The 26,188-nt window shown below is 74.3% G+C and carries 23 protein-coding genes and 1 pseudogene; 12 read left to right on the top strand and 12 right to left on the bottom strand.

From position 1 onward, the window contains the following. Positions 1-113: 113 nt before the first annotated feature. Positions 114-623, bottom strand: a complete 510-nt coding sequence (locus IE245_RS16410; RefSeq protein ID WP_189948070.1) for a carboxymuconolactone decarboxylase family protein — start codon at positions 621-623, stop codon at positions 114-116. Positions 624-669: 46 nt separating this feature from the next. Here IE245_RS16410 and pdxR point away from each other — a divergent pair, with 46 nt between their 5' ends. The 3 genes from pdxR to IE245_RS16395 all read left to right on the top strand — a co-directional run bounded on the left by pdxR (position 670) and on the right by IE245_RS16395 (position 4,078). Further along, on the top strand, positions 670-2,187 hold the full coding sequence (gene pdxR, locus IE245_RS16405; protein ID WP_189948067.1) for a MocR-like pyridoxine biosynthesis transcription factor PdxR: 1,518 nt from the start codon (positions 670-672) through the stop codon (positions 2,185-2,187). Between the two features lie 45 nt (positions 2,188-2,232). Then, positions 2,233-3,222, top strand: a complete 990-nt coding sequence (locus IE245_RS16400) for an RNA polymerase sigma-70 factor (protein ID WP_189948066.1) — start codon at positions 2,233-2,235, stop codon at positions 3,220-3,222. A 97-nt stretch (positions 3,223-3,319) separates the two neighbouring features. Continuing rightward, the gene (locus tag IE245_RS16395) at positions 3,320-4,078 is read left to right on the top strand and encodes an SDR family oxidoreductase (protein WP_189948064.1); all 759 of its coding nucleotides are present in this window, start codon (positions 3,320-3,322) and stop codon (positions 4,076-4,078) included. A 41-nt stretch (positions 4,079-4,119) separates the two neighbouring features. On the opposite strand, the gene IE245_RS16390 is transcribed toward IE245_RS16395, so the two are convergent. Further along, on the bottom strand, positions 4,120-4,962 hold the full coding sequence (locus IE245_RS16390; protein ID WP_189948261.1) for a hypothetical protein: 843 nt from the start codon (positions 4,960-4,962) through the stop codon (positions 4,120-4,122). 152 nt (positions 4,963-5,114) lie between these two features. Here IE245_RS16390 and IE245_RS16385 point away from each other — a divergent pair, with 152 nt between their 5' ends. Together IE245_RS16385 and IE245_RS16380 are read left to right on the top strand one after the other, a co-directional pair. Beyond that, a complete protein-coding gene (locus IE245_RS16385; RefSeq protein WP_189948062.1) occupies positions 5,115-5,420 on the top strand; it encodes a hypothetical protein in 306 nt (101 codons plus the stop codon). A gap of 33 nt (positions 5,421-5,453) precedes the next feature. Beyond that, positions 5,454-6,635, top strand: coding sequence for a glutathionylspermidine synthase family protein (locus IE245_RS16380; RefSeq protein ID WP_189948060.1), 1,182 nt, complete (start codon positions 5,454-5,456; stop codon positions 6,633-6,635). Between the two features lie 3 nt (positions 6,636-6,638). On the opposite strand, the gene IE245_RS16375 is transcribed toward IE245_RS16380, so the two are convergent. Further along, the gene (locus IE245_RS16375) at positions 6,639-7,325 is read right to left on the bottom strand and encodes a polysaccharide deacetylase family protein (protein ID WP_189948058.1); all 687 of its coding nucleotides are present in this window, start codon (positions 7,323-7,325) and stop codon (positions 6,639-6,641) included. Positions 7,326-7,416: 91 nt separating this feature from the next. Beyond that, positions 7,417-8,622: an ornithine--oxo-acid transaminase gene (gene rocD / locus IE245_RS16370; RefSeq protein ID WP_189948056.1), complete on the bottom strand. Its 1,206-nt coding sequence runs from the start codon at positions 8,620-8,622 to the stop codon at positions 7,417-7,419. A 727-nt stretch (positions 8,623-9,349) separates the two neighbouring features. Between rocD and trpS the strand changes: the two genes are divergently transcribed. Together trpS and IE245_RS16360 are read left to right on the top strand one after the other, a co-directional pair. Then, positions 9,350-10,366 carry a tryptophan--tRNA ligase gene (gene trpS, locus IE245_RS16365; protein ID WP_189948054.1) on the top strand — a complete coding sequence of 339 codons (1,017 nt, stop codon included), beginning with the start codon at positions 9,350-9,352 and terminating at the stop codon, positions 10,364-10,366. 117 nt (positions 10,367-10,483) lie between these two features. Beyond that, positions 10,484-11,062, top strand: coding sequence for a 2'-5' RNA ligase family protein (locus IE245_RS16360; RefSeq protein WP_189948052.1), 579 nt, complete (start codon positions 10,484-10,486; stop codon positions 11,060-11,062). Between the two features lie 39 nt (positions 11,063-11,101). Here IE245_RS16360 and dprE2 read toward each other — a convergent pair. Together dprE2 and IE245_RS16350 are read right to left on the bottom strand one after the other, a co-directional pair. Next, a pseudogene (gene dprE2 / locus IE245_RS16355) lies at positions 11,102-11,867 on the bottom strand (decaprenylphospho-beta-D-erythro-pentofuranosid-2-ulose 2-reductase). A 36-nt stretch (positions 11,868-11,903) separates the two neighbouring features. Next, complete coding sequence (locus IE245_RS16350) at positions 11,904-13,145, bottom strand: FAD-binding protein (RefSeq protein WP_189948047.1); 1,242 nt, start codon at positions 13,143-13,145, stop codon at positions 11,904-11,906. A 104-nt stretch (positions 13,146-13,249) separates the two neighbouring features. Between IE245_RS16350 and IE245_RS16345 the strand changes: the two genes are divergently transcribed. Continuing rightward, positions 13,250-14,197, top strand: coding sequence for a YihY/virulence factor BrkB family protein (locus tag IE245_RS16345; protein WP_189948045.1), 948 nt, complete (start codon positions 13,250-13,252; stop codon positions 14,195-14,197). On the opposite strand, the gene IE245_RS16340 is transcribed toward IE245_RS16345, so the two are convergent. Next, complete coding sequence (locus IE245_RS16340; RefSeq protein WP_308436614.1) at positions 14,094-15,446, bottom strand: D-alanyl-D-alanine carboxypeptidase family protein; 1,353 nt, start codon at positions 15,444-15,446, stop codon at positions 14,094-14,096. The genes IE245_RS16345 and IE245_RS16340 overlap by 104 nt on opposite strands. Positions 15,447-15,704: 258 nt before the next feature. Here IE245_RS16340 and IE245_RS16335 point away from each other — a divergent pair, with 258 nt between their 5' ends. Continuing rightward, positions 15,705-17,423: a recombinase family protein gene (locus IE245_RS16335; RefSeq protein ID WP_229851329.1), complete on the top strand. Its 1,719-nt coding sequence runs from the start codon at positions 15,705-15,707 to the stop codon at positions 17,421-17,423. A 205-nt stretch (positions 17,424-17,628) separates the two neighbouring features. Here IE245_RS16335 and IE245_RS16330 read toward each other — a convergent pair whose 3' ends face one another. After that, positions 17,629-17,868: an SCO4848 family membrane protein gene (locus IE245_RS16330; RefSeq protein WP_189948038.1), complete on the bottom strand. Its 240-nt coding sequence runs from the start codon at positions 17,866-17,868 to the stop codon at positions 17,629-17,631. A 128-nt stretch (positions 17,869-17,996) separates the two neighbouring features. On the opposite strand from IE245_RS16330, the gene IE245_RS16325 reads away from it, so the two are divergent. Together IE245_RS16325 and IE245_RS16320 are read left to right on the top strand one after the other, a co-directional pair. Beyond that, positions 17,997-19,322: a metallophosphoesterase gene (locus IE245_RS16325; protein WP_189948036.1), complete on the top strand. Its 1,326-nt coding sequence runs from the start codon at positions 17,997-17,999 to the stop codon at positions 19,320-19,322. Between the two features lie 195 nt (positions 19,323-19,517). Then, positions 19,518-21,071: an ABC transporter substrate-binding protein gene (locus IE245_RS16320; RefSeq protein ID WP_189948033.1), complete on the top strand. Its 1,554-nt coding sequence runs from the start codon at positions 19,518-19,520 to the stop codon at positions 21,069-21,071. Positions 21,072-21,120: 49 nt separating this feature from the next. On the opposite strand, the gene IE245_RS16315 is transcribed toward IE245_RS16320, so the two are convergent. The 3 genes from IE245_RS16315 to IE245_RS16305 are packed head-to-tail and all read right to left on the bottom strand — an operon-like array spanning position 21,121 to position 22,764. Then, positions 21,121-21,879: a TetR/AcrR family transcriptional regulator gene (locus IE245_RS16315; RefSeq protein ID WP_189948031.1), complete on the bottom strand. Its 759-nt coding sequence runs from the start codon at positions 21,877-21,879 to the stop codon at positions 21,121-21,123. Between the two features lie 10 nt (positions 21,880-21,889). Further along, a complete protein-coding gene (locus IE245_RS16310; RefSeq protein ID WP_229851328.1) occupies positions 21,890-22,327 on the bottom strand; it encodes a thiol-disulfide oxidoreductase DCC family protein in 438 nt (145 codons plus the stop codon). Between the two features lie 5 nt (positions 22,328-22,332). Then, on the bottom strand, positions 22,333-22,764 hold the full coding sequence (locus IE245_RS16305; protein ID WP_189948029.1) for a hypothetical protein: 432 nt from the start codon (positions 22,762-22,764) through the stop codon (positions 22,333-22,335). Between the two features lie 124 nt (positions 22,765-22,888). On the opposite strand from IE245_RS16305, the gene IE245_RS16300 reads away from it, so the two are divergent. Then, on the top strand, positions 22,889-23,677 hold the full coding sequence (locus IE245_RS16300; protein WP_189948027.1) for an alpha/beta fold hydrolase: 789 nt from the start codon (positions 22,889-22,891) through the stop codon (positions 23,675-23,677). Here the strand turns inward: IE245_RS16300 and IE245_RS16295 are convergent. Then, complete coding sequence (locus IE245_RS16295; RefSeq protein WP_189948025.1) at positions 23,649-26,165, bottom strand: DUF4132 domain-containing protein; 2,517 nt, start codon at positions 26,163-26,165, stop codon at positions 23,649-23,651. The genes IE245_RS16300 and IE245_RS16295 overlap by 29 nt on opposite strands. Between the last annotated feature and the right edge of the window lie 23 nt (positions 26,166-26,188).

The following is a 26,188-nucleotide window of genomic DNA, read 5'->3' as shown; positions in this document are numbered from 1 at the left end:
GACATCGGTGCGCGACGCGGTCCGCGAGCTCGGCCTCATCCGAGCCCGCCCTCGAACGCGCAGGAGCCCCCCGGTCCTCGGACCGGGGGGCTCCGCCCGTTCCCGCGGAGGGATCAGTGGGCGGCGCGCGGGGTGTAGTGGCCCGGGACCATGCGGGTCGTGACGGCGATGCGGTTCCAGGAGTTGATGACGACGATCGCGGCGATCACCTTGGCGAGCTCCTCCTCGTCGAAGTGCTCGGCGGCGGCGGCGTACACCTCGTCCGGGACGAAGCCGTCGGTGAGGACGGTGACGGCCTCGGTGAGGGCGATCGCCGCCAGCTCCCGCTCGGTGTAGAAGTGCTGCGACTCCTGCCAGGCGGAGAGCTGGACGACGCGCTCGACGGACTCGCCCTCGGCGAGGGCGTCCTTGGTGTGCATGTCGAGGCAGAACGCGCAGTGGTTGAGCTGCGAGGCGCGGATCTTGATCAGGTGGTAGAGCGTCGGGTCCACGCCCTTGGCGGCCTCCTGCTCCAGGCGGAGCATCGCCCGGTAGAAGTCGGGGACCCGCTCGGCGAAGGGCATGCGCGGGGTGTGCTCGTGGGCGAGGGCCTGGGCGGGGGAGTGCACGGTGGTGGTGGTCATGGAGCCACCGTACGCAGCGGATGGCATGCGGGTATGGTCCATTTCCATGCAGGATGACTGGGCCACTTTCGGCGCCGACCTCCATCTGGACCTGCGCGGCACCCGGCTCAGGGCCGGTCTCATGGACGCGCTGCGCGAGGCGGTGCGGAGCGGACGCCTCGCACCGGGCACCCGGCTGCCGTCCTCGCGCCAGCTCGCGGCGGACCTCGGGGTGGCCCGGAACACCGTCGCCGACGCGTACGCCGAACTGGTGGCCGAGGGGTGGCTCACGGCACGCCAGGGTTCCGGAACCCGGGTGGCCCGCCGCGCGGCCCCCCGGCCGGCGCCCGGGGCGGAGGCGGCGGCCGCTGCGGGGGAGGGCGGGAGGTCCCCGGCCCCGCCCGCGCCCCCCGCGGGCCCCACGCCCGGCGGCTCCGCGTGGCGGGTCGCGCGGCGGCGGACGAGCCCACCGGCGTACGACCTCCGCAGCGGCACCCCGGACCTCGCCTCCTTCCCGCGCGCCGCGTGGCTGAAGGCGTACCGGCGGGCGCTCGCCACCGCGCCCAACGAGGCCTTCGGGTACGGGGATCCGCGCGGCCGGCAGGAGCTGCGGACGGCCCTCGCCGAGTACCTGGCCCGCGCCAGGGGCGTCCACGCGCGGCCCGAACGGATCGTGATCTGCTCGGGGTTCGCGCACGGTCTGATGCTGATCGGCCGGGCCCTGCGCGGGCGCGGGGCCCGGGCCGTCGGCGTGGAGTCGTACGGACTCGGCCCGCACGCCGGGCTGCTGCGGGACGCCGGGCTCGCCACCCCGCCGCTGCCCTTCGACGAACGCGGCACCCGCGTCGAGGAGTTGACCTCCCTCGCTCCGGACGCGGTGCTGCTGACCGCCGCCCACCAGTTCCCGCTCGGCGGGGCGCTGCCGCCGGACCGGCGGACGGCCGTCGTCGACTGGGCGCGGGCGACCGGCGGTCACGTCCTGGAGGACGACTACGACGGGGAGTTCCGGTACGACCGGCAGCCCGTCGGCGCGCTCCAGGGCCTCGACCCGGAGCGGGTCGTCTACCTCGGCACCGCGAGCAAGTCCCTCGCGCCCGGCCTCCGGCTCGCCTGGATGGTGCTGCCGGAGAGCCTGGTGGACGAGGTCGTCGCCGCGAAGGGGGCGGTGGTGGACTGGATGTGCGGCACCCCCGACCAGCTCGCCTTCGCGGACTTCCTGGCCACCGGCGCGCACGACCGGCACGTCCGCGCCATGCGGCTGCGCTACCGGCACCGCCGCGACCAGCTCGTCGCCGCGCTCGCCGACCGCGCCCCCGGGATCCGCGTCGGCGGCATCGCGGCGGGCCTCCACGCCGTCCTCTCCCTCCCGCCCGGCACCGAGGCCGCCGCCCTCCGCTCCGCCGCCTGGCACGGCCTCGCGGTCCAGGGCCTGGGCCACTTCCGCCACCCGCAGGCCCGACGGACCCTGGAGGGCCTGGTCGTCGGCTACGGCACCCCGCCCGACAGCGCCTGGCAGGGCGCCCTCCAGGCCCTGTGCCGCGTCCTGGAGGGCGTCGACACGGCCCGGTCCCCGGAGGACGCCTGAGGGGCCGGGCGGGCCGGGGCGGCCGTCTGGCAGGGTGGGGGCGTGATGTCGTACTCCACTCCGGACGGGCGGTCGCCGGGCGACGCGGAGGCCGCCGCGCGGGAGTTCACCGCGTACCGGCCGCGGCTCTTCGGGCTCGCCTACCGCATGCTCGGGTCCGCCGAGGAGGCCGAGGACACCGTCCAGGACGCCTACCTGCGGTGGGACGGCGCCGACCGGGCCGCCATCGTCCGGCCCGGCGCCTGGCTCACCAGGGTCGTCACCAACCTCTGCCTCACCCGGCTCACCTCCGCCCGCGCCACCCGCGAGCGGTACACCGGGACCTGGCTGCCCGAGCCGGTGTTCACCGACGCCCGGGGCCCGCTCGGCGCGCCCGGCGCGGGACCGCTGGAGGCCGTCGAGCGGAGCGACGACGTCTCGACGGCGCTGCTGCTGCTCCTGGAGCGGCTCACCCCGGCCGAGCGGGCCGTGTACGTGCTCCGCGAGGCCTTCGGCTACGCGCACCGGGAGATCGCCGGCCTGCTCGACCTCGGCGAGGCCAACTGCCGCCAGCTGTACGTCCGGGCCGCCCGGCGGGTGGCCGCGCCCGGCGACGACGGGGCCTCCCGCCGCGCCGGGCCGCCCGCGCCCGAGCGGCACCGGGAGTTCGTCGAGTCCTTCGTCGCCGCCTCCCGCGAGGGCGACCTCGCGGGCCTGGAGAAGGTCCTCGCGGCGGACGTCGTCTGGTGGAGCGACGGCGGCGGCAAGGTCAGGTCCGCGCTCCGTCCCGTCCGCGGCCGCGACCGCGTCCTCCGCTTCCTCGTCGGCGTCGCCGCCCGACGCGAGGAGGGCTCCGCGCTCACCGTCGCCGAGGTCAACGGCGCGCCCGGCGTCGTGCTGCACGTCGGCGCCCGGCTCATCGGCGTCGCCACGGTGGAGACGCGCGCCGACGGCCGCATCACCGACGTGCGGATGGTGATGAACCCGGACAAGCTCGTCTTCGCGGGCCGGCAGTTCGCCACCCGTCCGGAGGCCATGGGCCGGGGCCGGGACTGAGGCCGGGGCCGGGGCTGTCACATCCGGGCGGCCCCGCCGGTCCCCACGGGGGAGGGGCGCTCCGCGGGGGCGTCCGCGGAGGGAAGGGACCCCGGAGATGACGACGGCGACGAAGACGATCCTGGTGACGGGGGCCACCGGCACCCTCGGCGGGCCGCTGTGCGCGCGGCTCGCCGCCGCCGGGCACGAGGTGCGCGAGCTGAGCCGCCGCTCGCCGCGGTACCCCGTGGACCTGCGGACCGGTGCCGGTCTCGACGAGGCGCTGACGGGCGCCGACACCGTCGTCCACTGCGCCTCCTCCCCGCGCGGCGGCGACGAGGAGGCGGCCCGGACGCTGATCGCGGCGGCCCGCCGGGCCGGGATCCGGCACCTCGTGTACATCTCGGTCGTCGGGGTCGACCGGGTACCGCTCCGCTACTACCGCGCCAAGCACGCGGTGGAGCGGCTGGTCGAGGAGTCCGGGCTCGGCTGGACCGTGCTGCGGGCCACCCAGTTCCACGACCTGGTGGCGCGGGTCCTGGCGACCGCGGGGAAGGTCCCGCTGGTCATGCCGCTGCCGGCCGGCGTCTCGGACCAGCCGGTGGAGGTGACCGAGGTGGCCGAGCGGCTGGCGGAGCTCGCGGCCGGCGAGCCCGCGGGCCGTGTCCCCGACATGGGCGGCCCCGAGGTGCGGACGCTCGCCGACCTGGCCCGCGCCCACCTCGCCGCCACCGGCCGCGGCCGCCGCCTCCTGCCCGTCCCCCTGGCCGGCCGTACGTACCGGGCCTTCCGCGCGGGCGGCCACCTGGCCCCGGGGCACGCCACCGGCCGGGTCACCTTCGAGGAGTACCTGGAGGCGCGCGGCGCGAAGGCCTGAGCGCCGGCCGGCGGTCCGCTCCCGCACGGGTCCGGGCCGCGTCACCCGGCGGTCCGCTCCCGCACGGGTCCGGGCGCGGGCACCGGCGGCTCGCCGAAGCGGGCGAGGGCCAGGGAGGCGGCGACGGCCGTGACGAAGCCGGCGAGGGCGAGCCCGCCGAGGCCCTCGCGGGTCTCGTCGCCCAGCCAGAGGAGGCCGGCCGCCGCCGGGCCCAGCGTCTCGCCCAGGACCATCCCGGCCGTCGCCGTCGTCACCGCGCCCCGCTGGAAGGCCGAGGTGAGGAGGAGGAACGCCGCGCCGCCGCCGAGCAGCAGCGCCCACAGGGCCGGGTCCGCGAGGTCGACCCCGTCCAGGAGCCGCACGGCCACCTCCACCACGCCGAAACCGAGCCCGGAGCCGAGGCCGAGGACCAGCGCCCGGGGCCGGCCGGGGAGGCGCCCGGCCGCCGCGCCGAGCAGCAGCACCCCGGCGGCGACGCCCAGCAGGACCCACGGCAGCGCCTCGGGTCCCTCCCGGTGGCCCTCCCGGCCGGCGGCGAGCGCCAGCAGCGCGAGCCCGGCGCAGACCGCGGCCACCGCGGCCCATTCGGCCCGGCCGAGGCGCACCGCCGGCATCCGGGAGGCCAGCGCGGCGGTGACGGCGAGGCTCGCGGCGAGCGCGGCGCCGACCGCGTACAGGGGGAGCGTCCGCAGCGCCACGACCTCCAGGGCGAAGCCGAGTCCGTCGATCGCGAGCCCGACCGCGTACCGCCACCGCCGCACCGCCCGCCAGAGCAGCCCGACGTCCACCCCGCTGCCCGTCCCGGGCGCGGCCGCGCGGGCGGCGGCGGCCTGGAAGACGGTCGCCGCACCGAAACAGAGCGCCGATCCGAGCGCGCAAACCATACCCAAGAGCACATAGCGACTCTAGGTGTCGGGGGCGGAACGCGGCGGCCTACACTGTGCGGTCGCGAGGCGCGCGGTCATATGTACGGCAGCGCGGGCGCGCGGCGCGCACAGGGGTGCGACGCGGCCACGCGAAGGGGAGGGCGAGGGACATGCGGAGGCTCAGGTCGAGCACGGTGGTGCTCGGCGGTATGGGCGTGCTCGCGGCGACGATCACCGCCTGCGGCGCCGAACCCGACCGCAGGTGCGCGGACCCGGTCACGCTGGAGGAGCTGCCGAGCTACCGGTGCGACACCGGCTCCTCCGACGACGACGATGACGACGGCACCACCGCCCGCGGCGCCTACTACTACGGCGGCTCCGTCCGCGAATCGCGCGTGACCGGCGGCAGCTTCGACCGGAAGGCCGTCGAGACCGGCGGCTTCGGCTGCTCGTCCTCCGGGTCGAGCGGCGGCTGACGCGCAGGACCGAAGGACGGACGGACCGGCACCATGGAACGGCACACCATCGAACCCCGCCCGGGCTGGCAGGAGATCGTCGAGGAGCAGGGGCTCGTCTATCCGCTGACCCGCTACCCGGACGGTTCGCTGCGCCCGTACTGGGACGAGAGCGCGTACTACTCCTTCACGCTGCCCGAGGTCGAGGCGCTGGAGGAGGTCGTCGAGGAGCTGCACGCCATGTGCCTGGCGGCGGCCGCGCACATCGTCGAGCGGAACCGTTTCTCCGACCTCGGGATCACCGATCCCAAGGTCGCCGAGCGGGTCGCGGAGTCCTGGCACCGCCGCTCCGAACTCCCCTCCCTCTACGCCCGCTTCGACCTCGTCTACGACGGCACCGGCCCGGCGAAGATGCTGGAGTACAACGCGGACACCCCCACCTCCCTGGTGGAGGCGGCGAGCCCCCAGTGGTTCTGGATGGAGGACCGCTTCCCCGGCGCCGACCAGTGGAACTCGCTCCACGAACGGCTCGTCGACGCCTGGAAGCGGCAGGCGCCGCTGCTGCCGCCCGGCCCCGTCCACTTCGCCCACTCCGAGACCGACGAGCTCGGCGAGGACCTGATGACGGTCGCGTACCTCCGCGAGACCGCCGAGCAGGCCGGGCTCGCCACCGAGGCGCTCTCCGTGGAGCGGATCGGCTGGGACCGGCTCTCCCGCCGCTTCGTCGACGAGAAGCTCCGCTTCATCCGCAGCTGCTTCAAGCTCTACCCGTGGGAGTGGCTCGTCACCGACCCCTTCGGGAAGCACGTCCTGTCCACCCTGGACAACGGCGGTTCCACCGGCACCACCTGCTGGATCGAGCCCGCCTGGAAGATGCTGCTCTCCAACAAGGCGCTCCTCGCCGTCCTCTGGGAGCTCTACCCCGGCCACCCCAACCTGCTGCCCGCCTATCTCGACGGGCCGCGCGAGCTGGCGACGACCACCGGCTGGGCGGCCAAGCCGCTGCTCGGCCGGGAGGGCGCCGGCGTCACCCTGCACGAGCCCGGCGGCGAGGCCGCCGTCCGCGACGAGCCCTGCTGCTACCAGGGCCTGGCCCCGCTCCCCGACTTCGACGGCAACCGCACCCTGCTCGGCGCGTGGGTCGTCGAGGACGAGGCCGCGGGCCTCGGCATCCGCGAGTCCGCGGGCCCCGTCACCGACGAGTACGCCCGCTTCCTCCCGCACGTCATCCTGTAGCTCCTACTCCGGCACGTACTCCCGCAGCGGCGCGGGCGCGAGTCCCGCCGCGTCGGCGAGGGCCAGGGCCCGCTCCAGGTCCTGCTCCAGCGTCTCGTTGAAGTGCAGCAGGATGATGTCGCCGGCCTTCAGCCCCGGGGCCGGCGGCGTCCGGCCGCCCCAGGTGGTCAGGTCGTGCGTCCACGTCACGACGGCCTTCGCGCCGCAGGCGCGGGCGGTGGTCCGGGTGGCCGCGTCGTGCGCCCCGTACGGCGGGCGCAGCAGCCGCGGCCCGTCGCCGAACTCCGCGAGGTGCGCGTCCCGCGCCCCGCAGACCTCGGCCCGCTGCCCGGCCGCGTCGAGCGTGGTGAGGTCCGGGTGGCCGACCGTGTGGTTCTCGACCCGCACCCGGCCGTGGTCCAGCAGCCGGTGGAAGTACCCCGAGTCGTACGCGTACGCCCCCGGGAGCAGGAACAGCGAGGCCGGCACGCGGCGGTCGAGCAGCAGCTCGGCGGCGGCGGGGTCGTGGAACCAGCCGTCGTCGACGGTGAGGAAGACGACCGGGTCCGTCGTCTCGACGCGGGACACGACGGGAGCGGCCCACGTCCCCGCGGACGCCCGGGCGGGGCCGGTGGCGGCGCCGAGGAGGGCGAGGGGGAGGAGGACGGCGAGCGCGCCGCGCGCGGCGTGACGCAGACGGAGTCTCGACATGGCCGCATCATTGGCCTAGACCAACTCCGGTGTCAATGGGCCGAGTTGTCCCCGGGGCGGCGCCGCGCCGCCGCCCCGGGAGCGGACCCGGTCAGTCCGACAGGACCGTCCGCAGCTGCTCCAGACCCCAGTCGAGGTCCTCCTTCGAGATCACCAGCGGCGGCGCGATCCGGATCGTCGAACCGTGCGTGTCCTTCACCAGGACGCCCCGGCCCATCAGGCGCTCCGAGATCTCGCGGCCCGTGCCGCGCGACGGCGCGACGTCGACGCCCGCCCACAGGCCGCGGCCCCGCACCGCCTCCACCGCGCCACCGCCCACCAGGAGACCCAGCTCCGCGTGCAGGTGCTCGCCGAGCTCCGCCGCCCGCTGCTGGTACTCCCCGGTCCGCAGCATCGCGACGACCTCCAGCGCGACCGCGCACGCCAGCGGGTTGCCGCCGAAGGTCGAACCGTGCTCGCCGGGACGGAAGACCCCCAGGACGTCCGCGTCCGCGACGACCGCCGACACCGGCACCACGCCGCCGCCGAGCGCCTTGCCCAGGATGTACACGTCGGGGACGACGTCCTCGTGCTCGCAGGCGAACGTCCGGCCCGTCCGGCCCAGGCCGGACTGGATCTCGTCGGCCATGAACAGCACGTTCCGCCGGGCCGTCAGCTCCCGCACCCCGCGCAGGTAGCCGGCCGGCGGGACGAGGACGCCCGCCTCGCCCTGGATCGGTTCCAGCAGCACCGCCACCGTGTTCTCGGTGACCGCCGCCTCCAGGGCCGTCAGGTCGCCGTACGGCACGATCTCGAACCCCGGCGTGTACGGGCCGAAGTGGTCCCGCGCCTCGTGGTCGGTCGAGAACGACACGATCGTCGTCGTCCGGCCGTGGAAGTTGTTCCCCGCCACCACGATCTTCGCGTGCCCGTCCGGCACGCCCTTCACCTCGTACCCCCACTTCCGGGCCGTCTTCACGGCCGTCTCGACCGCCTCCGCCCCGGTGTTCATCGGCAGCACCGTCTCCTTGCCGCACAACTCCGCGAGCCGTGCGCAGAACTCGGCGAACCGGTCGTGGTGGAAGGCCCGCGAGGTGAGCGTCACCCGCTCCAGCTGGGCCTTCGCCGCGTCGATCAGCCGGCGGTTGCCGTGCCCGAAGTTCAGCGCCGAATAGCCGGCGAGCATGTCCAGGTAGCGACGCCCCTCGACGTCGGTCATCCAGGCCCCCTCGGCGGAGGCGACGACGACGGGCAGCGGATGGTAGTTGTGGGCGCTGTGCGCGTCCGAGGCAGCGATCTCGTCTTGCGTTCTCGACACGGGATCTCCGATCGTCCTGCGGCCGGGGAAGTCTTGTGGCCCCTTTCTTATCGTCGCTCGCCCACCGGACGAAGAAACCTCGGACGACGGCGCGCCCGCCGGGCCGTGAACACGCGCGGCGACCGGCGTACGGGGAACCGGCCCCGGGAGAGCCGCGCGCGCCCCACCGCACGAGGTGCCGCTCGCCCGGGTACCACGGGGCCGCCCCGCGTCCCGTGCGGCACCCGCCCCGGGACGTTCCGACGTGCTCCCGGAGGAACACGCGACCACCACCCCGTCCCGGCACCCGGCCCTCCCCGGGGCCGACCCCGGGCTCGCCGCCCGTCGCCGCCCGTCGCCGACCGGACCGCCCACGCCGTCACCGCCGCCGCGGCCGAGGACGAGCCCGTCCTGGCCGGGGCCCGCGGCGGGGTCGCCGAGCCGATGGCCGCCCACCCGGCCCCGGCCTGCCCGTCCGCCCACCCGGCCCTGGATCCGCCCGTCCGGCCCTGGATCCGCCCGTCCGGCCCCCGGATCCGCCCGTCCGGCACCCGGATCTGCTCGCTCGGCCCCCCGGCACCGCCTGCCCGCCCGGCGGCCGGGCGGGGTCCCGCCGCGAGCGGAACGGCCCCGTCCGGGCCGCGCCCGCCGCCCCCCGGTGTGGTCCTCGTCTCAGCGCACCGCCGGCCCGCGCTCCCCGCGCACGGGCAGTCCGGGATCGGTTCCCGCACCTGAGAGAATGATGTGCATGGCCTCTGATGCTCGTCCCCGCGCGCTCTCCGGAATCCAGCCCACCGCGGGCTCGTTCCACCTCGGCAACTACCTCGGTGCGATCAGGCAGTACGTCGCGCTGCAGGAGTCCCACGACGCCTTCTACATGGTCGTCGACCTGCACGCCATCACGGTCCCGCAGGACCCGGCCGAGCTGCGCGCCAACACCCGCTTCGCCGCCGCGCAGCTCCTCGCCGCCGGTCTCGACCCGGAGCGCTGCACCCTCTTCGTCCAGAGCCACGTCCCCGAGCACGCGCAGCTCGGCTGGGTCATGAACTGCCTCACCGGCTTCGGCGAGGCCTCCCGCATGACCCAGTTCAAGGACAAGTCCGCCAAGCAGGGCGCCGACCGCGCCACGGTCGGCCTCTTCACCTACCCGATCCTCCAGGTCGCGGACATCCTCCTGTACCAGGCCACCCACGTGCCGGTCGGCGAGGACCAGCGCCAGCACATCGAGCTCACCCGCGACCTCGCGGAGCGCTTCAACGGCCGCTTCGGCGACACCTTCACCGTCCCGGCGCCGTACATCGTCAAGGAGACCGGGAAGATCTACGACCTCCAGGACCCGACGATCAAGATGAGCAAGTCGGCGTCCACGCCGAAGGGCCTGATCAACCTCCTGGACGACCCGAAGGCCACCGCGAAGAAGGTCAAGAGCGCCGTCACCGACACCGACACGGTGATCCGCTTCGACCCGGAGAACAAGCCGGGCGTCTCCAACCTCCTCGTGATCATGTCCACCCTCACGGGCACCGGCATCGCGGAGCTGGAGAAGAGCTACGAGGGCAAGATGTACGGCGCCCTCAAGACCGACCTCGCCGAGGTCATGGTGGACTTCGTCACTCCCTTCCGGGCCCGCACCCAGGAATACCTGGACGACCCGGAGACGCTGGACTCGGTCCTGGCCAAGGGCGCGGAGAAGGCCCGCGCGGTCGCCGCCGAGACCCTGGCCCAGACGTACGAGAAGATCGGCTTCCTGCCCGCGAAGCACTGAGCCGGACAGTCGGACCGCACCAGGTCCGAGGACCCTGGCCATGAGGGTGGTGCAGGCCGCACACTGGCGGCTGCACCACCGCACACCGACCCGACCCGGACGACGGAGGAGAACGACGTGGGGACCGTAACGCTCGGCGTTTCGATCGCGGTCCCGGAGCCTCACGGCAGCCTGCTCCAGGAGCGGCGCGCGGGCTTCGGGGATCCCGCCGCGCACGCCATCCCCACCCACGTCACCCTCGTCCCGCCCACCGAGGTCGACCAGGACCGGCTGCCGGAGATCGAGGCCCACCTCGCCGGCGTCGCCGCCGACTCGCTGCCCTTCGCGATCCGGCTGAGCGGCACCGGCACCTTCCGCCCGCTCTCCCCGGTGGTCTTCGTCACCCTCGCCGAGGGCACGACCGGCTGCGACCGGCTCCAGGCCCGCCTCCGCGACGAGGCCGGGCCGCTCGTCCGCGAGCTCCAGTTCCCGTACCACCCGCACGTCACCGTCGCCCACGGCATCGCCGAGGAGGCCATGGACCGGGCGTACGAGGAACTGGCCGACTACGAGGCCGCCTGGACCTGCTCCTCCTTCGCCCTGTACGAGCAGGGCGCGGACGGCGTCTGGCGCAAGCTGTACGACTACGAGTTCGGCAGCGGCCGCCCCGTCGCCGCCCTCCCCAGCCAGGGCGGCAGCCCGGTCCGCACGCCCTAGGGCGACGCCGGGCCGGGGCGGCGGCCCGGTCCGCAGCCCTCAGGGAGCCACCGGCAGCCGCCGGTGCAGCGGGCGCGGCACGTGCCGCAGCGCCGAGGCCACCAGGCGGAGCGGGGCGGGGACCCACACCGTCTCCGAGCGGCGCCGCAGCCCCAGCTCGATCGCGCCCGCGACCGCCTCCGGAGTGGTCGACAGCGGCGCCGGCTCCGGCCGCCCGGCCGTCCGCGCCGCGCGCACCGCGCCCGGCCGCACCACCATCACGTGCACCCCCGTCCCGTGCAGCGCGTCCCCCAGCCCCTGCGCGAAGACGTCGAGCCCCGCCTTCGACGAGCCGTAGATGAAGTCCGCGCGCCGTCCCCGCTCGCCCGCCACCGACGACAGCACCACCAGCGACCCGTGCCCCTGCGCCTGGAGCGCGCCCGCGCACACCAGGGCCGCCGAGACCCCGCCCGTGTAGTTGGTCTGCGCGACCCGCACCGCCGCCGCCGGATCGGACTCGTCGCGCGCCTGGTCGCCGAGGACCCCGAAGGCCAGCAGCACCAGGTCCACGTCGCCCTCCGCGAAGACCCGCCCGAGCCGCTCCGCGTGGACGTCCGTGTCCAGCGCGTCGAAGGGCACGACCCGCACCCCGGCACCCAGGGCGCGCAGCGAGGCGGCCGCCGCGTCCAGCTCGGGGGAGGGCCGGCCGGCCAGCCAGACCGTCCGGGTCCGGCGGGCGATCAGCCGGCGCGCGGTGGCCAGCCCGATCGCGGACGTGCCGCCGAGCAGCAGCAGGGACTGGGGGGGCACCGAAGGCGTCCTTCACGACGCATCACTCCTGAACGGTTTCAGAGGGACGGTTTCAGAGGCCGAGACGGCGGGCGAGGTCCGAGCGGAACACCGACCGGGGATCGAGGGCGGCCCGCAGCCCGCGGAAGGCGTCGAGCCGCGGATACATCACGGGAAGCAGCGCGGGCCGCAGCCGGGCGTCCTCGGCGAGGCAGACCCGCCCGCCGGCCTCCGCCACCCGCTCGTCGAGCACGTCCAGGAACCGCCCGAGCCCGCGCGCCCCGGCGGGCACCTCGACGGTCAGGCACCAGCCGCGCACCGGGAACGCCAGCGGGCCCGCCCCGTCCGCGTACACCCGCTCCACGCGCGCGTGCCGGGCGCCCCGGGCGGGGGAGCGCCGCCCGGCGAGCAGCGCCAGGAGCCCGCGCAGGGCCTCCTCCCGCCCCTCCGGGACGGCGCACCGGTACCGCACGAAGCCCGCCCGGGGACCACGGCCGTACGCCGGGACCGCACGCGCGCGTGCCAGGCCCGGCAGCGGCCGCAGCCCGCCCGCCCACGGCCCGGGGAAGGACGGCGGGGCCAGCGGGGCGCGGCGGGCCCGGTGGCCCCGGGGCAGTCCGGCGTACGGGACCGGTGCGGCGGCCGTGAGGACGGCGCGGCCCCGCCCGGCCGGCTCGACCCGGGCCCGCGCGTACGGCTCCGGGACGGCGCCGGGCGCGGTCCAGTGCGCGAGCAGCGCGTCGACGTCACGGAAGCGGACGGACCGCTCCCGCAGGTACGCCGTCTCGACGGGCCGCAGCGCCAGCGTCACCGCGAGGACCACGCCGGTGAGGCCGAGCCCGCCGACCGTCGCGTCGAAGAGCGGCTCGCCGCGCCGGACGGTCCTGGACCGCCCGTCGGCGCCGAGGAGTTCGAACGCCTCGACCCCGTTCCCGTACCCCGAGGCGACCGTCCCGCCGGCCGTCCAGCCGCCCCCGCCGGCCCGCGGGTGGAGCCCGTACGGCAGCAGGGCCCGCGCGAGCGCGCCCAGTTCCGTGCCGGCCTCGCAGACCACGAGGCCCGCCGCCGCGTCCAGGCCGCGGATCCGGTCGAGCGCGGTCAGGTCCAGGACGGTCCCGCCCGCGTTCTGCGCCGCGTCGCCGCAGGACCGGCCGCGGCCGCGGGCGACGGCCCCGCGCGACCCCCGGGCCAGGACCGCTCCGGCGGCCTCGGCGGCCGTACGGGGCCGGGCGAGCAGCGCGAGCGAGGGTGCGGTGCGCCCGGAGCCCGTGAGGGGCACGAAGTCGTCGTCCGCGAGGAGGGGTTCGACAGCCATGAGAGCGACGGTATCGCCGTCTATGTCTCTTATGTCGGCATTGCCGTCGCTGCGGTCCGGTGTCGGTCCCCGCGCCCCGCCCACGACCGGGGGATGCTCGGGTCATGGACTGGCTGACCAAGCTCCCCGTCATCGGCCCCTGGGCCGCCCGGCTGATGAGGACGCACGCCTGGCGCTCCTACGAGCGGCTCGACGAGGTCCACTGGACCCGGCTCGCGGCCGCCGTCACCTTCCTCTCCTTCCTCGCCCTCTTCCCGCTGATCACGGTCGCCGCCGCGATCGGCGCCGCGCTGCTCACCGACGACCAGCTCGCACGCATCGAGGACAAGCTCTCCGAGCAGGTCCCCGGCATCTCCGACCAGCTCGACATCGGCGCCCTCGTCGCCAACGCCGGCACCGTCGGCCTCGTCGCCGGCGCCCTGCTGCTCTTCACCGGCATCAGCTGGATCGGCTCGATGCGGGACTGCCTGCGCGCGGTCTGGCGGCTCGACGACACCGACGAGGGCAACCCGGTGGTCCGCAAGGGCAAGGACGCGATCGTCCTCTGCGGCCTCGGCGGCGTCGCCCTCTGTTCGCTCGCCGCCTCCTGGCTCGGCTCCACGGCCGTCGGCTGGAGCGCCGACCGGCTCGGCATTTCCGGCGGCGGAGCGGGCGGCGTCGTCCTCCAGACCGCCGCCGTCCTCGTGGCGATGGCCGCCGACTTCCTGATCCTGCTCTACGTCCTCAAGCCGCTGCCCGGCGTCGAACCGCCGCGCCGCCGGCTCGTGGTGGCCGCCCTGATCGGCGCGGCCGGCTTCGAACTCCTCAAACTGCTGCTCGGCGGCTACATGCGCGAGGTCGCGGCGAAGTCGATGTACGGGGCCTTCGGCGTGCCGGTCGCCCTGCTCCTGTGGATCAACTTCACCGCGAAACTCCTGCTGTTCTGCTCGGCCTGGACGGCCGTGGACGCTAAGGAGTCGCCTCGGGACCAGGACCGGGACCAGGAGCGGAATCGGACGCGGCCGTCCGGGGACGAGGACGGGGCCGTCCCGCCGCCGGCCAGCGCCGGTTGACCAGGAACACCGCGCCCGCGAGCAGCACCAGCACCCCGCCCGCGATCGCCAGCGCGATCCCGACGCCGCCCGAACCGCCGTGGGCACCCGCCGCGACGGCGGGAACGGCCGACTGCGGACGCTCCGGCGCCGCCGCCGCCCCCGACTCCGTACCGCCCGAAGGCCGCGCCACCGGCACCACGTTGCGCGGCGCCACCAGCTCGCCCACCGGCGTCACCTTCCCCGACGCCGCGAAGCCCCAGTCGAGCAGCCGCGCGGCCTCCTTGTAGACCGCGTGCTGCTCCTTCGACGAGGGGTTCATCACCGTCACGAGCAGCACCCGCCCGTTCCGCTCGGCGACCCCCGTGAAGGTCGCGCCCGCGTGCGTGGTGTTGCCGTTCTTCACCCCGGCCATGCCCTGGTACGGGGCGATCCCGAAGTCACCGGTCAGCAGCCGGTTGGTGTTCTGGATCTCGAAGGTCTCGCGCTTCTTGCCCGGCTTAGCCTCGCCCGGGAACGCGGCGCGCGCCGTCGCCGCGTACTCCCGGAACGCCGGCTTCTGCATGCCGCTGCGGGCGATCAGCGTCAGGTCGTACGCGGACGAGACCTGCCCCGGGGCGTCGTAGCCGTCCGGCGTCTTCACCTGGGTGTCGAGCGCCTGGAGCTCCGCCGCGTGCGCGTTCATCTCGGCGACGGTCTTGGCGAGGCCCTGGTTCATCTGCGTCAGCACGTGCACGGCGTCGTTCCCCGACCGCAGGAAGACGCCCAGCCACAGGTCCCGGACCGTGTAGCTCTGCTTCTCCTTTATCCCGACGAGGCTCGACCCCTCGCCGATCCCCGACAGGTCCTGGGCGGTCACCAGGTGCGCCCGCTTCGGATCCGTGAACTTCGGCAGCAGGGTGTCCGCGAAGAGCATCTTCAGCGTGGAGGCCGGCGCCAGCCGCCAGTGCGCGTTGTGCGAGGCGAGCACCGCGCCGCTCTCCGCGTCCGCGACGATCCACGACCGCGCCGAAAGCTCCTTCGGCAGCACCGGCGCCCCGGTCCCCAGCTTCACCTGGGTCCCCGGCAGCCCGAGCAGCGCCCCGCCCACCGACGACATGTTCGCCGGCGGCTTCGGCTGCGGCGGGGCGGTCGGCGTGGCGGAGGCCGAGGCGGTCGGCGTGCCCCCCGGCTTCACGGGTTCGTCGGCGTGGGCGGGCCCGACACCGATCGCGAACGGGAGCAACAGAGCGGCGGCGACCGCACCAGCGGTCCTGTTCGAAACAGACACGACCGAGAACGTACCTCCCCGCCCCGCCGAACCGAACCCCGCGCCCCCTCCCGCGCCCACCCGTCCACCCGGACGCGGGGCCGCGGCAGCGTCCGGCGTCCTCGGACGCAGCCCGCTCGGCGGTCGTGTCCTCTGGTTCTTTCCTTCGTTGGACAGAGTGAGCAGGTTCATCTGGATCGCTTTCCATGGGGATTGAACCGGTACGCCCTGGGGGGCGAAAGGGGCAGGTGAGAGAGCATGTCTCCGTTTGTGTCGGCCGTGGGGGCGAAGCAGCTCGACACGGTGCGGGCGGCCGTGTACGCCCGACAGTCCAAGGCGCGCCCCGACTCCTCCGAGGCTTCGCCGGAGGCACAGGTGGCAGCCGGTGAGGCGCTCGCGGCGAGCCGGGGTTGGGAGGTCGTTCACACGTTCAAAGACGTCGGTAGGTCCGGTTGGGATCCCCACGCGGTCCGCCCGGCTTTCGAAGACCTCCTGTCCGCCGTGCGCGCGGGTGAGGTCGACGTGGTGGTGGTCAACGAGCTGTCCCGACTGACCCGCAAGGGCGCACACGACGCCCTGGAGATCGACAACGAGTTCAAGAAGTACGGAGTCCGCTTCGTCTCCGTCCTCGAACCGTTCCTCGACACGTCGAACGCCGTCGGTGTCGCGATCTTCACGCTCATCGCAGCCCTCGCGAAGCAGGACAGCGACATCAAGGCGGAGCGCCTGCGCGGAGCCAAGGACGTGATCAGGGCGGTCGGCGGCCGGCATTCCAGCTCCGCGCCGTACGGCATGAGGGCGACTCGCGAGAAGATCGGCAACCTTGTCGTCTCCGTCCTGGAGCCGGACGAGGACAATCCGGACCACGTCGCAACCGTCGAGCGCATGGTCGAGTTGTCATGTGCCGGAGTCTCCGACAACAAGATCGCGACGACGCTGGACTCAGAGGACGTACCGGCCCCCGGAGAGGCCGAACGGCGTGCCACCGAGAAGCGGGTGCAGTCCATCAAGAAGCGCCGTGTGTCGAACGAGGACAGCCCCATTCGGTGGCGCGCGCAGACGGTCCGCTGGATCCTCTCCCATCCGGCCATCGGAGGCTTCGCCAGCGAACGGGTGAAGCGCGGCAAGGCGTACGTGAACGTGGTCGCCCGGGGTGAGGGCGGGGAGCCCCTGACTCCCCACCGGGGCATCGTCCCGGGGGCCAAGTGGCTGGAACTCCAGGAGCAGCGCAGCAAGCGCAACAAGACCAACAGGCAGCCCGGCGGAGAGGCCACACCCACGCTCCTGAGCGGGTGGCGCTTCACCACCTGTGGAATCTGCGCGGGGTCCATGGGACAGAGCAGGAACAACGGCGGGCAGGACTACTACATGTGCGCCAACCCCAAGGGCCACGGTGGTTTGAGCATCAAGCGCAAAGACGCCGACGACTATGTGGCCCGGCGCGTCTGGGCACGCCTTGCCGCCGCGGACGTGGACGACCACGAGCACAGGGAATGGCTGGCGGAGGCGGCACTCCGATTCGCGCTTCAGCGCGACCTGTCCGGGGTCCGGGAGGAGCGGCGCGAGACTGCGGCGCATCTTGAGCACGTCCGGAACTCCATCGCCGAACTCCAGGCCGACCGCAAGGCGGGGCTCTACCGGGGGCGGGAGGAGCTGGCCGTGTGGCGCGCGACGATGACGCAGTACCGGACTTTCGAGGATCGGTGCACGGCCAGGCTGGAAGAACTGGACAAGCAGACCACGGCAGCGATCCAGGTTCCCTCGGACTGGTTCGAACCGGGCGAGGACCCCCTGGGCGCCGGCTCTCCCTGGGCGGCGTGGGACGTGTTCGAGCGCCGCGAGTTCCTCGACCTCTTCCTCTCCGGAATCTCGGTCGGCCCCGGCCGGGACCCGGAGTCCCGCAAGTACATCGAGATCGAGGACCGCGTGACGCTCCACTGGCGGCACCTCGAGAAGGAGGCCCAGGAGGAGGACGAAGAGGTGTCGGCTGCCCTCTGACACCGCAGACAGCCGGGCAAGCCCCGGTAGCAAGAGTGCGGAGGGTTCGACGCACCCTGGTGCGCCGCCCTACCCACGTTCTGACGGCGACCGCAACGGGCGAGTCCGCGTAGCCGGACAAGCATGATCAAGCGCGTCCCTCGACCCGGCTGAACCGCGAGACTGCCCCGCCTACGCGCTCCCCGTGGCGCATGGGCGGGGTTTTCTACTTGCCCGAGTTCGCGCGCACGCCCCTCAGGCCGATCACGCCGACGGCCGTCCCTAGGACGAACGATGTCGCGGCGAGGGCGAGATGCACCCAGAAGTAGGCGGTCGGGTCGCCCGCGTCGTCGAAGGCGAGTCCGCTCGCGTCCTTGACGAGGTTGCGAGCGAAGGTGATCCAGATCACCCAAGACCAGGCGCCGAACGCGAGCAGGAACCACGACGTGGGCCGGTTGAGTTTCACGGGTGCCCTTCCGAGAGGTGAGCGGGTCGGCTCTGCCAGTATCCGACGCGGTCCCCTCGATTCGGTGGCGGGGGTTCCACCCGTGCTTGCCGCCGTTCTTGCCGACTGACACAAGTGAGGTTCCGGGCGTGATCGCCTTCTTCCTGGTCGTGGTTCTCGGGCTGCTCGCCCTCGTGCACTGGTACGTGTGGCGCCGGATGGTCCGGGACGTCACCGCGCCCGGCGGCCTCGCGCGGCGGATCGGTACGGGGGTGGTGATCGTACTGCCCGTGCTGTCGGTCGCGGCGCTCGTGTCGGGACGGGCGGGGATGCCGTTCGCGGTGCAGAGGGTGGTGGCCTGGCCCGGCTTCCTGTGGCTCGCGACGCTGCTGTACCTGGTGCTCGCGCTCGTCGCGGGGGAGGCCGTGCGGCCGCTCCTGACGCGGTGGCTCGCGCGGCGGGCGGCGGGCGCCGAGGCCCCGGCCGCGGCCGAGAGCCCGGCCCGGACCGAGGCGGCCGCGGCCGTACCGGCGCCCGCGCCCGTCCCCGTACCGGAGCGGCTTCCGGAGCCGGAAGCCGCGCCCGGGCCGGAGGCCGTGGTGGAGCCCGAGCCGAAGGTGGTCCCGGCCACGGCACCGGTCGGCGGCGTGTCGCGGCGTCTCTTCGTCTCCCGGGTCGTCGGCGGGGCCGCCGCCGCCGTCGCCGCGGGGACCGTGGCGAACGGGGCGTACGGGGTGCTGCGCGGACCCCGGGTGAAGCGGGTGACCGTGCCGCTGGCGAAGCTGCCGCGGGCCGCGCACGGGTACCGGATCGCGGTCGTCTCCGACATCCACCTCGGGCCGATCCTCGGCCGGGCGCACTCGCAGCGGATCGTCGACGCGATCAACGCCACCCAGCCCGATCTGATCGCCGTCGTCGGCGACCTCGTCGACGGCACCGTGGAGAACCTCGGGCCGGCCGCCGAGCCGCTCGCCGGGCTGCGCGCCCGGCACGGTTCCTTCTTCGTCACCGGCAACCACGAGTACTTCTCCGGCGCCGACGCCTGGGTCGACCACGTCCGCGAGCTCGGCATGCGGCCGCTGCGCAACGAACGCCTGGAGATCGCCGCGGGCTTCGACCTCGCCGGCGTGGACGACGTGGCCGGGGAGAGCGAGGGGCAGGGGCCCGACTTCGTCCGGGCGCTCGGGGACCGCGACCGCTCGCGCGCGGCCGTCCTCCTCGCCCACCAGCCGGTCGTCATCGACGACGCCGTCGCCCACGGCGTCGACCTCCAGCTCTCCGGCCACACCCACGGCGGCCAGCTCTGGCCCGGCAACCTCCTCGCCGAGCTCGCCAACCCGACCGTGGCCGGTCTGGAGCGGTACGGCGACACCCAGCTGTACGTCTCGCGGGGCGCGGGCGCCTGGGGACCCCCGGTCCGGGTCGGCGCGCCGTCCGACATCACGGTCGTCCAACTCGCCTCGAAACAGGCGTAATCGGTGATTGTCACTCCGTGCGCCGGGGTCGATACGTGCTGCTCATCGACTTAAATTCGCATTTCCCGGACATATGCATGCCGTGTGAAGATTTCCTCTTCCCCCTGTGAAACCCGTGTGATTGGGTGGCGCAAACGCGACGATTCGGGGGCCGTCGCTCTTTGGGGCGTTTGCGCGAAAAAAGGAAGCACGGCAATGCGGTCGACGGTCCGTCTCCGGATCCTCATCACTTGTGGAGTACTGGTGGCCGCGGGGGTGGGGGGCTGGCAACTCCTGCCCTCCGGCGAGGGACGCACCGACCCCATCCCCGTGGGCACGACCGACGAGGTCACCTCGCTCGACCCGGCCGGCGCGTACGACGCCGGCTCCTGGGCGCTCTACGGCAACGTCTACCAGTCGCTGCTGACCTTCAAGCCCGGCTTCACCACCCCCACCCCGGACGCCGCCGAGAGCTGCAGGTTCGTGGGCGACAGGCTCACCACGTACCAGTGCACGCTCCGCGACGACCTCAGCTTCTCCAGCGGGCGCAAGGTGACCGCCGAGGACGTCAAGTACTCCTTCGACCGGATGCTGAAGATCAAGGCGGAGGTCGGTCCGGCGCCGCTCTTCCCCACCCTGAAGAGCGTCGTGGCCGACGGCCGCACCGTCACCTTCCACCTCGGTGCCCGGGACGCCACCTTCCCGCTGAAGCTGGCCACCGGCGCCGGCTCGATCGTCGACCGCGACCGCTACCAGGCCGACACCCTCCGCCAGGACCACGCCGTCGACGGCACCGGCCCGTACCTCCTCAAGGAGTACAAGCCCGGCCGGAGCGCCCTCCTGGAGCCCAACCCGAAGTACCGGGGCGCGCTGACGGGGACGGGCCGCCCGGTCCTCGTGAAGTACTTCAAGCGGTCCGAGGACCTGGCGGAGGCCTGGAAGTCCGGCGACGTCCAGGTGACGCACCGCCAGCTCCCGCCGTCCTTCGTGGAAGGCCTCGGCACCAATGGCGGCACCCGGCTCACCGAGGCGGAGAGCGCCGAGATCCGCAACCTCAACTTCAACACCCGGCCCGGTTCGGTGATGGCGGAGAAGGCGGTGCGCCAGGCGGTCGCGGCCGTCCTCGACCGCCCGGCCATCACCACCGGCGCCTACAAGGGCACGGTCGAGCCGCTGTACTCGCTGATCCCGCAGGGCTTCGTCGGCCACAGCACGGCCTTCTACGACCGCTACCCGGCGCCGGACCAGGCGAAGGCGGCGAAGCTCCTGGCGGACGCCGGCGTGGAGACGCCGGTCCGGTTCACCTTCGGCTACCGCCAGGACGCCACGTACAAGGCGGAGACCGCCGAGATCAAGAAGCAGCTGGAGAGGACCGGCCTCTTCGAGGTGAAGGCGGTGGAGGCCGACTGGCAGGCCTTCCAGAAGGGCTACACCAGCGGCGCCTACGACGCCTACACCGTCGGCTGGCTCCCCGACTTCCCCGACTCGGACAGCTTCACCGCCCCGCTCGTCGGCACCGGGAACGCCCTCTCCAGCGGCTATTCCAGCAAGGCCGTCGACCGGCTGATCGCCGACACCCAGCAGTACGGCGACCGCGCCCGCGCCACCCGCGACTTCAAGGCGATCCAGGACCTGGTCGCCGAGGACGTGCCGCTGGTCCCGCTCTGGCAGAAGAACGACTACGTCCTCGCCACCGAGGCCGTCGGCGGCTCGCAGAACCTCTCCGACGGCACCGGCATCTGGCGGCTGTGGGAACTCTCCTGGATCTGAGCCGCGCCCACTGCCCGGTCCGGTCCGTGCTCGGTGCTCCGGGCGGCGCTCAGTCCTTCTTCGGGGTGGTCCTGCGGGGCCGCCCCGACGCCGCCATCCCGGCCGCCGTGGGCATGAAGTCGGCGAGCAGTTCGTGGGTCTCCTTGACCAGCGGGCGCAGGATCCGGAAGCGGGAGAGCGAGATCGCCCGGGCGGTCACCGGCGCCAGGCGTTCCACCAGGCGCCGGCTGTTGGCGGCGCCCTCGGAGCGGTCGTACACCCAGAAGAGGACGAGCCCCATCTGCTGGAGCCACAGCAGCTGGGGCAGCGCCTCGGACAGTTCGGGGTCGACCTTGACCGAGGCGCCGGAGATCACCCTGCGGTGCACCTCGATCGCCGCCTCGCGCGGCCCCTCCGACTCGGGGGAGAACGGCGAGAGCGGGCTGTCCGGGTCGGCGGCGTTCTTGAAGAACTGCGCCGCGAACTCGTGGTACGGCTCCGCGATGTCGAGCCAGGCGAGCAGGACGCCCCTGATGCGGGCGACGAGTTCCTTCTCGCCGCCCTCCAGGACCGGCCGGACGGCCGCCTGGTGCTCCTCGGCGATCCGGTCGTAGAAGCCCTGGACCAGGTGTTCCTTGGACGCGAAGTAGTAGTAGGCGTTTCCGACCGAGACCCCTGCCTCCTGGGCGATGGCCCGCATGGTGGTCTTGTCGTACCCCCGCTCCCGGAAGAGCCGCAGCGCGGTCTCCAGGATGAGCGTCCGGGTCTGCTCGCTCTTCGGGGCCTTCGCGGCCTTCGGGGTGTCCGGGGCCTTCTTCTCTTCCGTCACGTGGTCGAGCCTAACCGGGCGGTCCGGGCACCTCGCAGTGCCCGTCGGAGCAGTCCCGGTCCCCGCCGCCGGAACCCTTGAGCGCCTCCCGCCACTTCGAGGCGGCGAGGACGGCGGCGCGGGCGAGGGGCTGCCCGACGGGGGCGGCGAGCCAGTGGGCGCGGGGCCGGTGCTCGGCCAGGGCCCACAGGCAGACGATCCAGGCGGCCGAGGCGGTGTAGACCTGGCCCCGGTCCCCGACCACGGTGATCTCCCGCAGGGTGGCGGCGTGGTCGAGGCCGGGGAAGAGGTCCCTGGCCCGCCGCGAGCCGGCCGGGACGAGGTCCAGCGGCACGAGCTGCCGCTGGCGCAGCAGCCAGTGCCTGAGGTGCACGCAGAGCGGGCACTCGGCGTCGTACAGGACGGTCAGGCGCGCCACGGGGGTCGTGGGGTGTGCCGGCGTGGACACGGTGGTCAGGCCTGCGGGGCGGGCGGGGCCCAGGGGCCGCTCTTGGGGTCGGTCCAGCCCTGCGGGGCGACGGGCGGGACCTGCTCGCGTTCCATGGCGCCGCGGCGGCGGATCCGGTTGAGGACGTAGACGTTGCCGAGGTGCATCACGCCGAGGACGAGCAGGACGACGCCGAGCTTGACGGAGAGGGCCTCGAAGAGCTCCCGGGCGTCGGCGACGGTCTGGTCCTGGCGCAGGTAGAGGGCGACGAAGCCGAAGTTGACGAGGTAGAAGCCGACCACCAGGAGGTGGTTGACGGCGTCCGCGAGCTTCTCGTTCCCGTGCAGCACGTCGGCGAGGAAGATCCTTCCGTTGCGGCTGAGGGTGCGGGCGACCCAGGTGGTGAGGGCCACGCTGATCAGCAGGTAGGCGATGTACGCGACGACAGTGAGGTCCATGCCCCACGCTCCCTTGAACGCGTTCAAATGCTGGCAGGCATGACTGTAGACCTCTTCTTGAACGTGTTCAAGTCAATGGGGAAAGGCGTGGCCGGGGGCATCGGGAGCGTCTACAGTCACGCGGGTGACGCTCTCTCATGACACGGCCGGAACCGGCCACCGGACCGTCGTCCTGCTGCACTCCGGGGTCTGCGACCGCCGGATGTGGGACGGACAGTTCCAGGCCCTCGCCGACGCCGGGTACCGGGTCGTCCGCTGCGACCTCCGCGGCTTCGGCGAGACCCCCGTCGACGCGCCCCACCTCCACGCGGACGACGTCCGCGACCTCCTCGACGACCTCGGCGCCGAGAAGGCCGTCCTCGTCGGCTCCTCCTTCGGCGGCGAGGTCGCCCTCGACGTCGCCGTCCGCCACCCCGGCCGCACGGCCGCGCTCGCCCTGCTCTGCGCCGCCGCCCCGGTCGAGCACCGGCCGGGCCCCGAGCTCCGCGCCTTCTTCGCGCGCGAGGAAGCCCTCCTCGAAGCCGGCGACGTGGACGCCGCGACCGCCCTCAACGTCGACCTGTGGTGCGGCCCCGAGGCCGGGCCGGAGGCCCGCGCCCTCGTCCACGCCATGCAGCGCCGCGCCTTCGACCTCCAGCTCCCCGTCCCCGAGGAGCACGGGGCCCGGCCCTCCGGCGTCACCGAGGACGACCTCCGGGGCGTCACCGTGCCCGCCCTCGTCGCCACCGGAGCCCACGACGTCCCCGACTTCCGCGCCGTCGGCGACCGGCTCGCGGAGCTCCTCCCGGACGCCCGCCGCGTCGAACTCGCCTGGGCCGGCCACCTCCCCGCCCTGGAGCGCCCCGAGGAGACCCTGGCCCTGCTGACCGGCTTCCTGGCCGGACTCAGCGCCCCCGCCGCAGCTGCGCGGTGATCGTCGGGTCGGTGATCCGGTCGTCGGCGGCCAGCAGGAACGCCTTGGACAGGATCACCGACAGCATCCCGCCGTCCTCCTCGAACGGCAGGAACACCTTCCCCGCCGCCCGCCCGGCCTCCCGCGAACGGTCCACCACCACGCACAGGTACGCGTCCGAGGGCTCCATCAGCACGTTCCCCGAGCCCAGGTGGATGCGGTACGCCCCCAACTCCCCCCGCACCCGCAGGAACCGGTCCGTCAGCTCCACCCGGTCCGCGATCCGGGTCCGCGGCAGCAGCCGGCCCAGCGTCTCCCGCCGCACCCTCGCCCCCTCGCCCAGCTCCCCGAAGCCCCAGCGCGTCCAGTAGTCGCCGTGGGCCCGGTCCTCGCCCCGGTCCCGCCAGTCCGGGTCCGCCCCGACCGACGCCACCCCCGTGAACAGGTCCACGTCCCGCAGCGCCTCCGACAGCACCAGCGCCGGCACCTCCTCCAGCGGCGCCCGCTCCCACGGCCCGCGCGGCCCCGCCGCCCCCGCCCGCCGCTCGAACCGCACCTGGTCCGTCGCGCAGAGCAGGGCCGCCCCGTCCGCGTACGCCCCGTCGTCGGCCAGGTCGACGAAGAACCGGGCCCGCCACCGCGTCCCCTCCGCCGCCGGCAGCTCGCCCGGCGCGGGCAGCTCCTTCACCATCTCGGAGGAGTACCCGTCGGAGAAGTGCCCCAGGTGCGGCCCCGCCCAGCCGCGGGCCGTCATCAGCGCCCGCGCCTGCCCGTACCGCAGCACGTGCCCCGCGAAGCGGTTCGAGTACGTGGCGGTCGTCCGCTCCGCCGGCGTCAGCGGGTACACCTCGCGGTACACCTGCTTGAACGGCTGCCGCTGCTCCCGGTCGAGCAGCGCCGCCCGCCACCGGGCGACCTCCCCGTCCCCGGCCCGCAGCGGGTGCCACAGCCGCAGCCGGTCGCCCGCCCCCACCGGCCGCACGGCGCCGTCCGGCCCGGCCAGCGCCCAGCCGTCCCCCGACCGCTCGGGCCGCCCGGCCGTCCAGCCCCCGTCGCCGTCCCCGGCCTCCCAGACGAGCGCCCGCGCCACCGCGCCCGTCACCGGATGGTCCGCGTAGTACCGCCGCCAGTCCGCCGCCGGCCAGACCGTGCCCGCCGCCAGGTGCTCCTCCAGGCGCGCCCGCTCCTCGGAGAGCAGCGCCGACAGCTTCCGCAGCCCCGCCCTGACCTCCTTCAGCTCTCCGGCGCACGCCTCCCGCACCTCCTTCGGCGCGGTCTTCAGGAGCCTCCCCTCCGGGCCCCTGAAGGAGAGCAGCGCGGTGCCCGGCTCCCGTACCGCCAGCTCCGCCGCGTACGCACCGAGCGCGACCTCCCGCGCCCCGCGTCCGTCCAGGCCGAGCGCCGGCACGGCTCGCTCCCGCAGCATCGACGCGGTCACCCCGGCCCGGGCCGAGACCGCCTCCGTGGCGCGCGCGATCCCCTTCCCCACCGTGCGGTTGACCACCCGCTTCGGCAGCCGTCCCAGCTCCGCGACGGCCGCCTCGGCCCGGTCCGCCGGGCACTCCCCGAGCACCGCGACGGCCGCCGTCGCGATCGGCCGGCTCCGGCACATCCCCCCGGATCCGCCGAGTCCCGTCCCCGCGTGCAGCGCCACGGCCCCCACCAGCGGCACCACCCACTCCTCCCCGATGCCGAGCGCCGCCCACAACAGGCCCCGGACGAGGGAGGTGTTGGCGGCGCTCGCCAGGGTCGGGACGCCCATCCCGTACGGGTCCGGGTCGTTCACCCGGTGCGCGGACTGTGCGGCGATCCCCTCCAGCAGCCGCCGCACCACCTCCGCACCAGACTCCGCCTCCGCCAGCAGCGCAGCCGCCTCCCTGCGCCAGGTCCGTGTCGCCCGCGGTCGGCCCATCAGCGCACAGTGCGCCAGGAACGCGGACACCCCCGCCCCCGCCAGCAGCTCCGTGTGCGCGGCCCGCATGGCCGGACCGAAGTCGTCGAAACCGTCCAGGAGATGGCGGGGCAGTACCCCTTGATCCACCCGCGACTCGCGCTTCAGCAGTGCGTCCATCCGGTCGCGGAGCAGGCTGAACCGGTCCTGGCGGTACACGCGCAGGGACTCGGCCGTACCCCGCAGTGACCGGACGTGCGCCCGGGAGAAGTCCTCCGCCTGCTCGCAGGCGGCCACCGCGAGCGGTGCCACCGCGAGGAACCTGGACTGCAGTTCGTGCGGGGCCACCACCGCCTCTCCGCCCAGGAGCCGGCCCAGCAGCAGGTCCGCCCCGGCGGCCGACCATCCCAGCTCCCGCCGGGCCAGACCGGCGAGCGCGGCCTCCGCCGCCTCCTCGCCGTCCCTGCGGCACACGCGCAGGTGGAGGGCGAGCGCGGCCTCCCGGAGCTCCGCCCCCTCCAGCCCGTCCAGCAACCCCCGCAGGGCGTCCGGCCCTTCGGCCGCCGCGCGCGCCACCGCTTCGATCGGATCGCCCACCGGGCCCGTGTTCCCCACCATGCCCCCGACGTTAGGCCCCGCCA

Origin of the sequence: Streptomyces roseolus (assembly GCF_014649855.1) — a bacterium.
Lineage (GTDB): Bacteria > Actinomycetota > Actinomycetes > Streptomycetales > Streptomycetaceae > Streptomyces > Streptomyces roseolus.
This window is presented reverse-complemented; position numbering and strand designations above follow the sequence as displayed.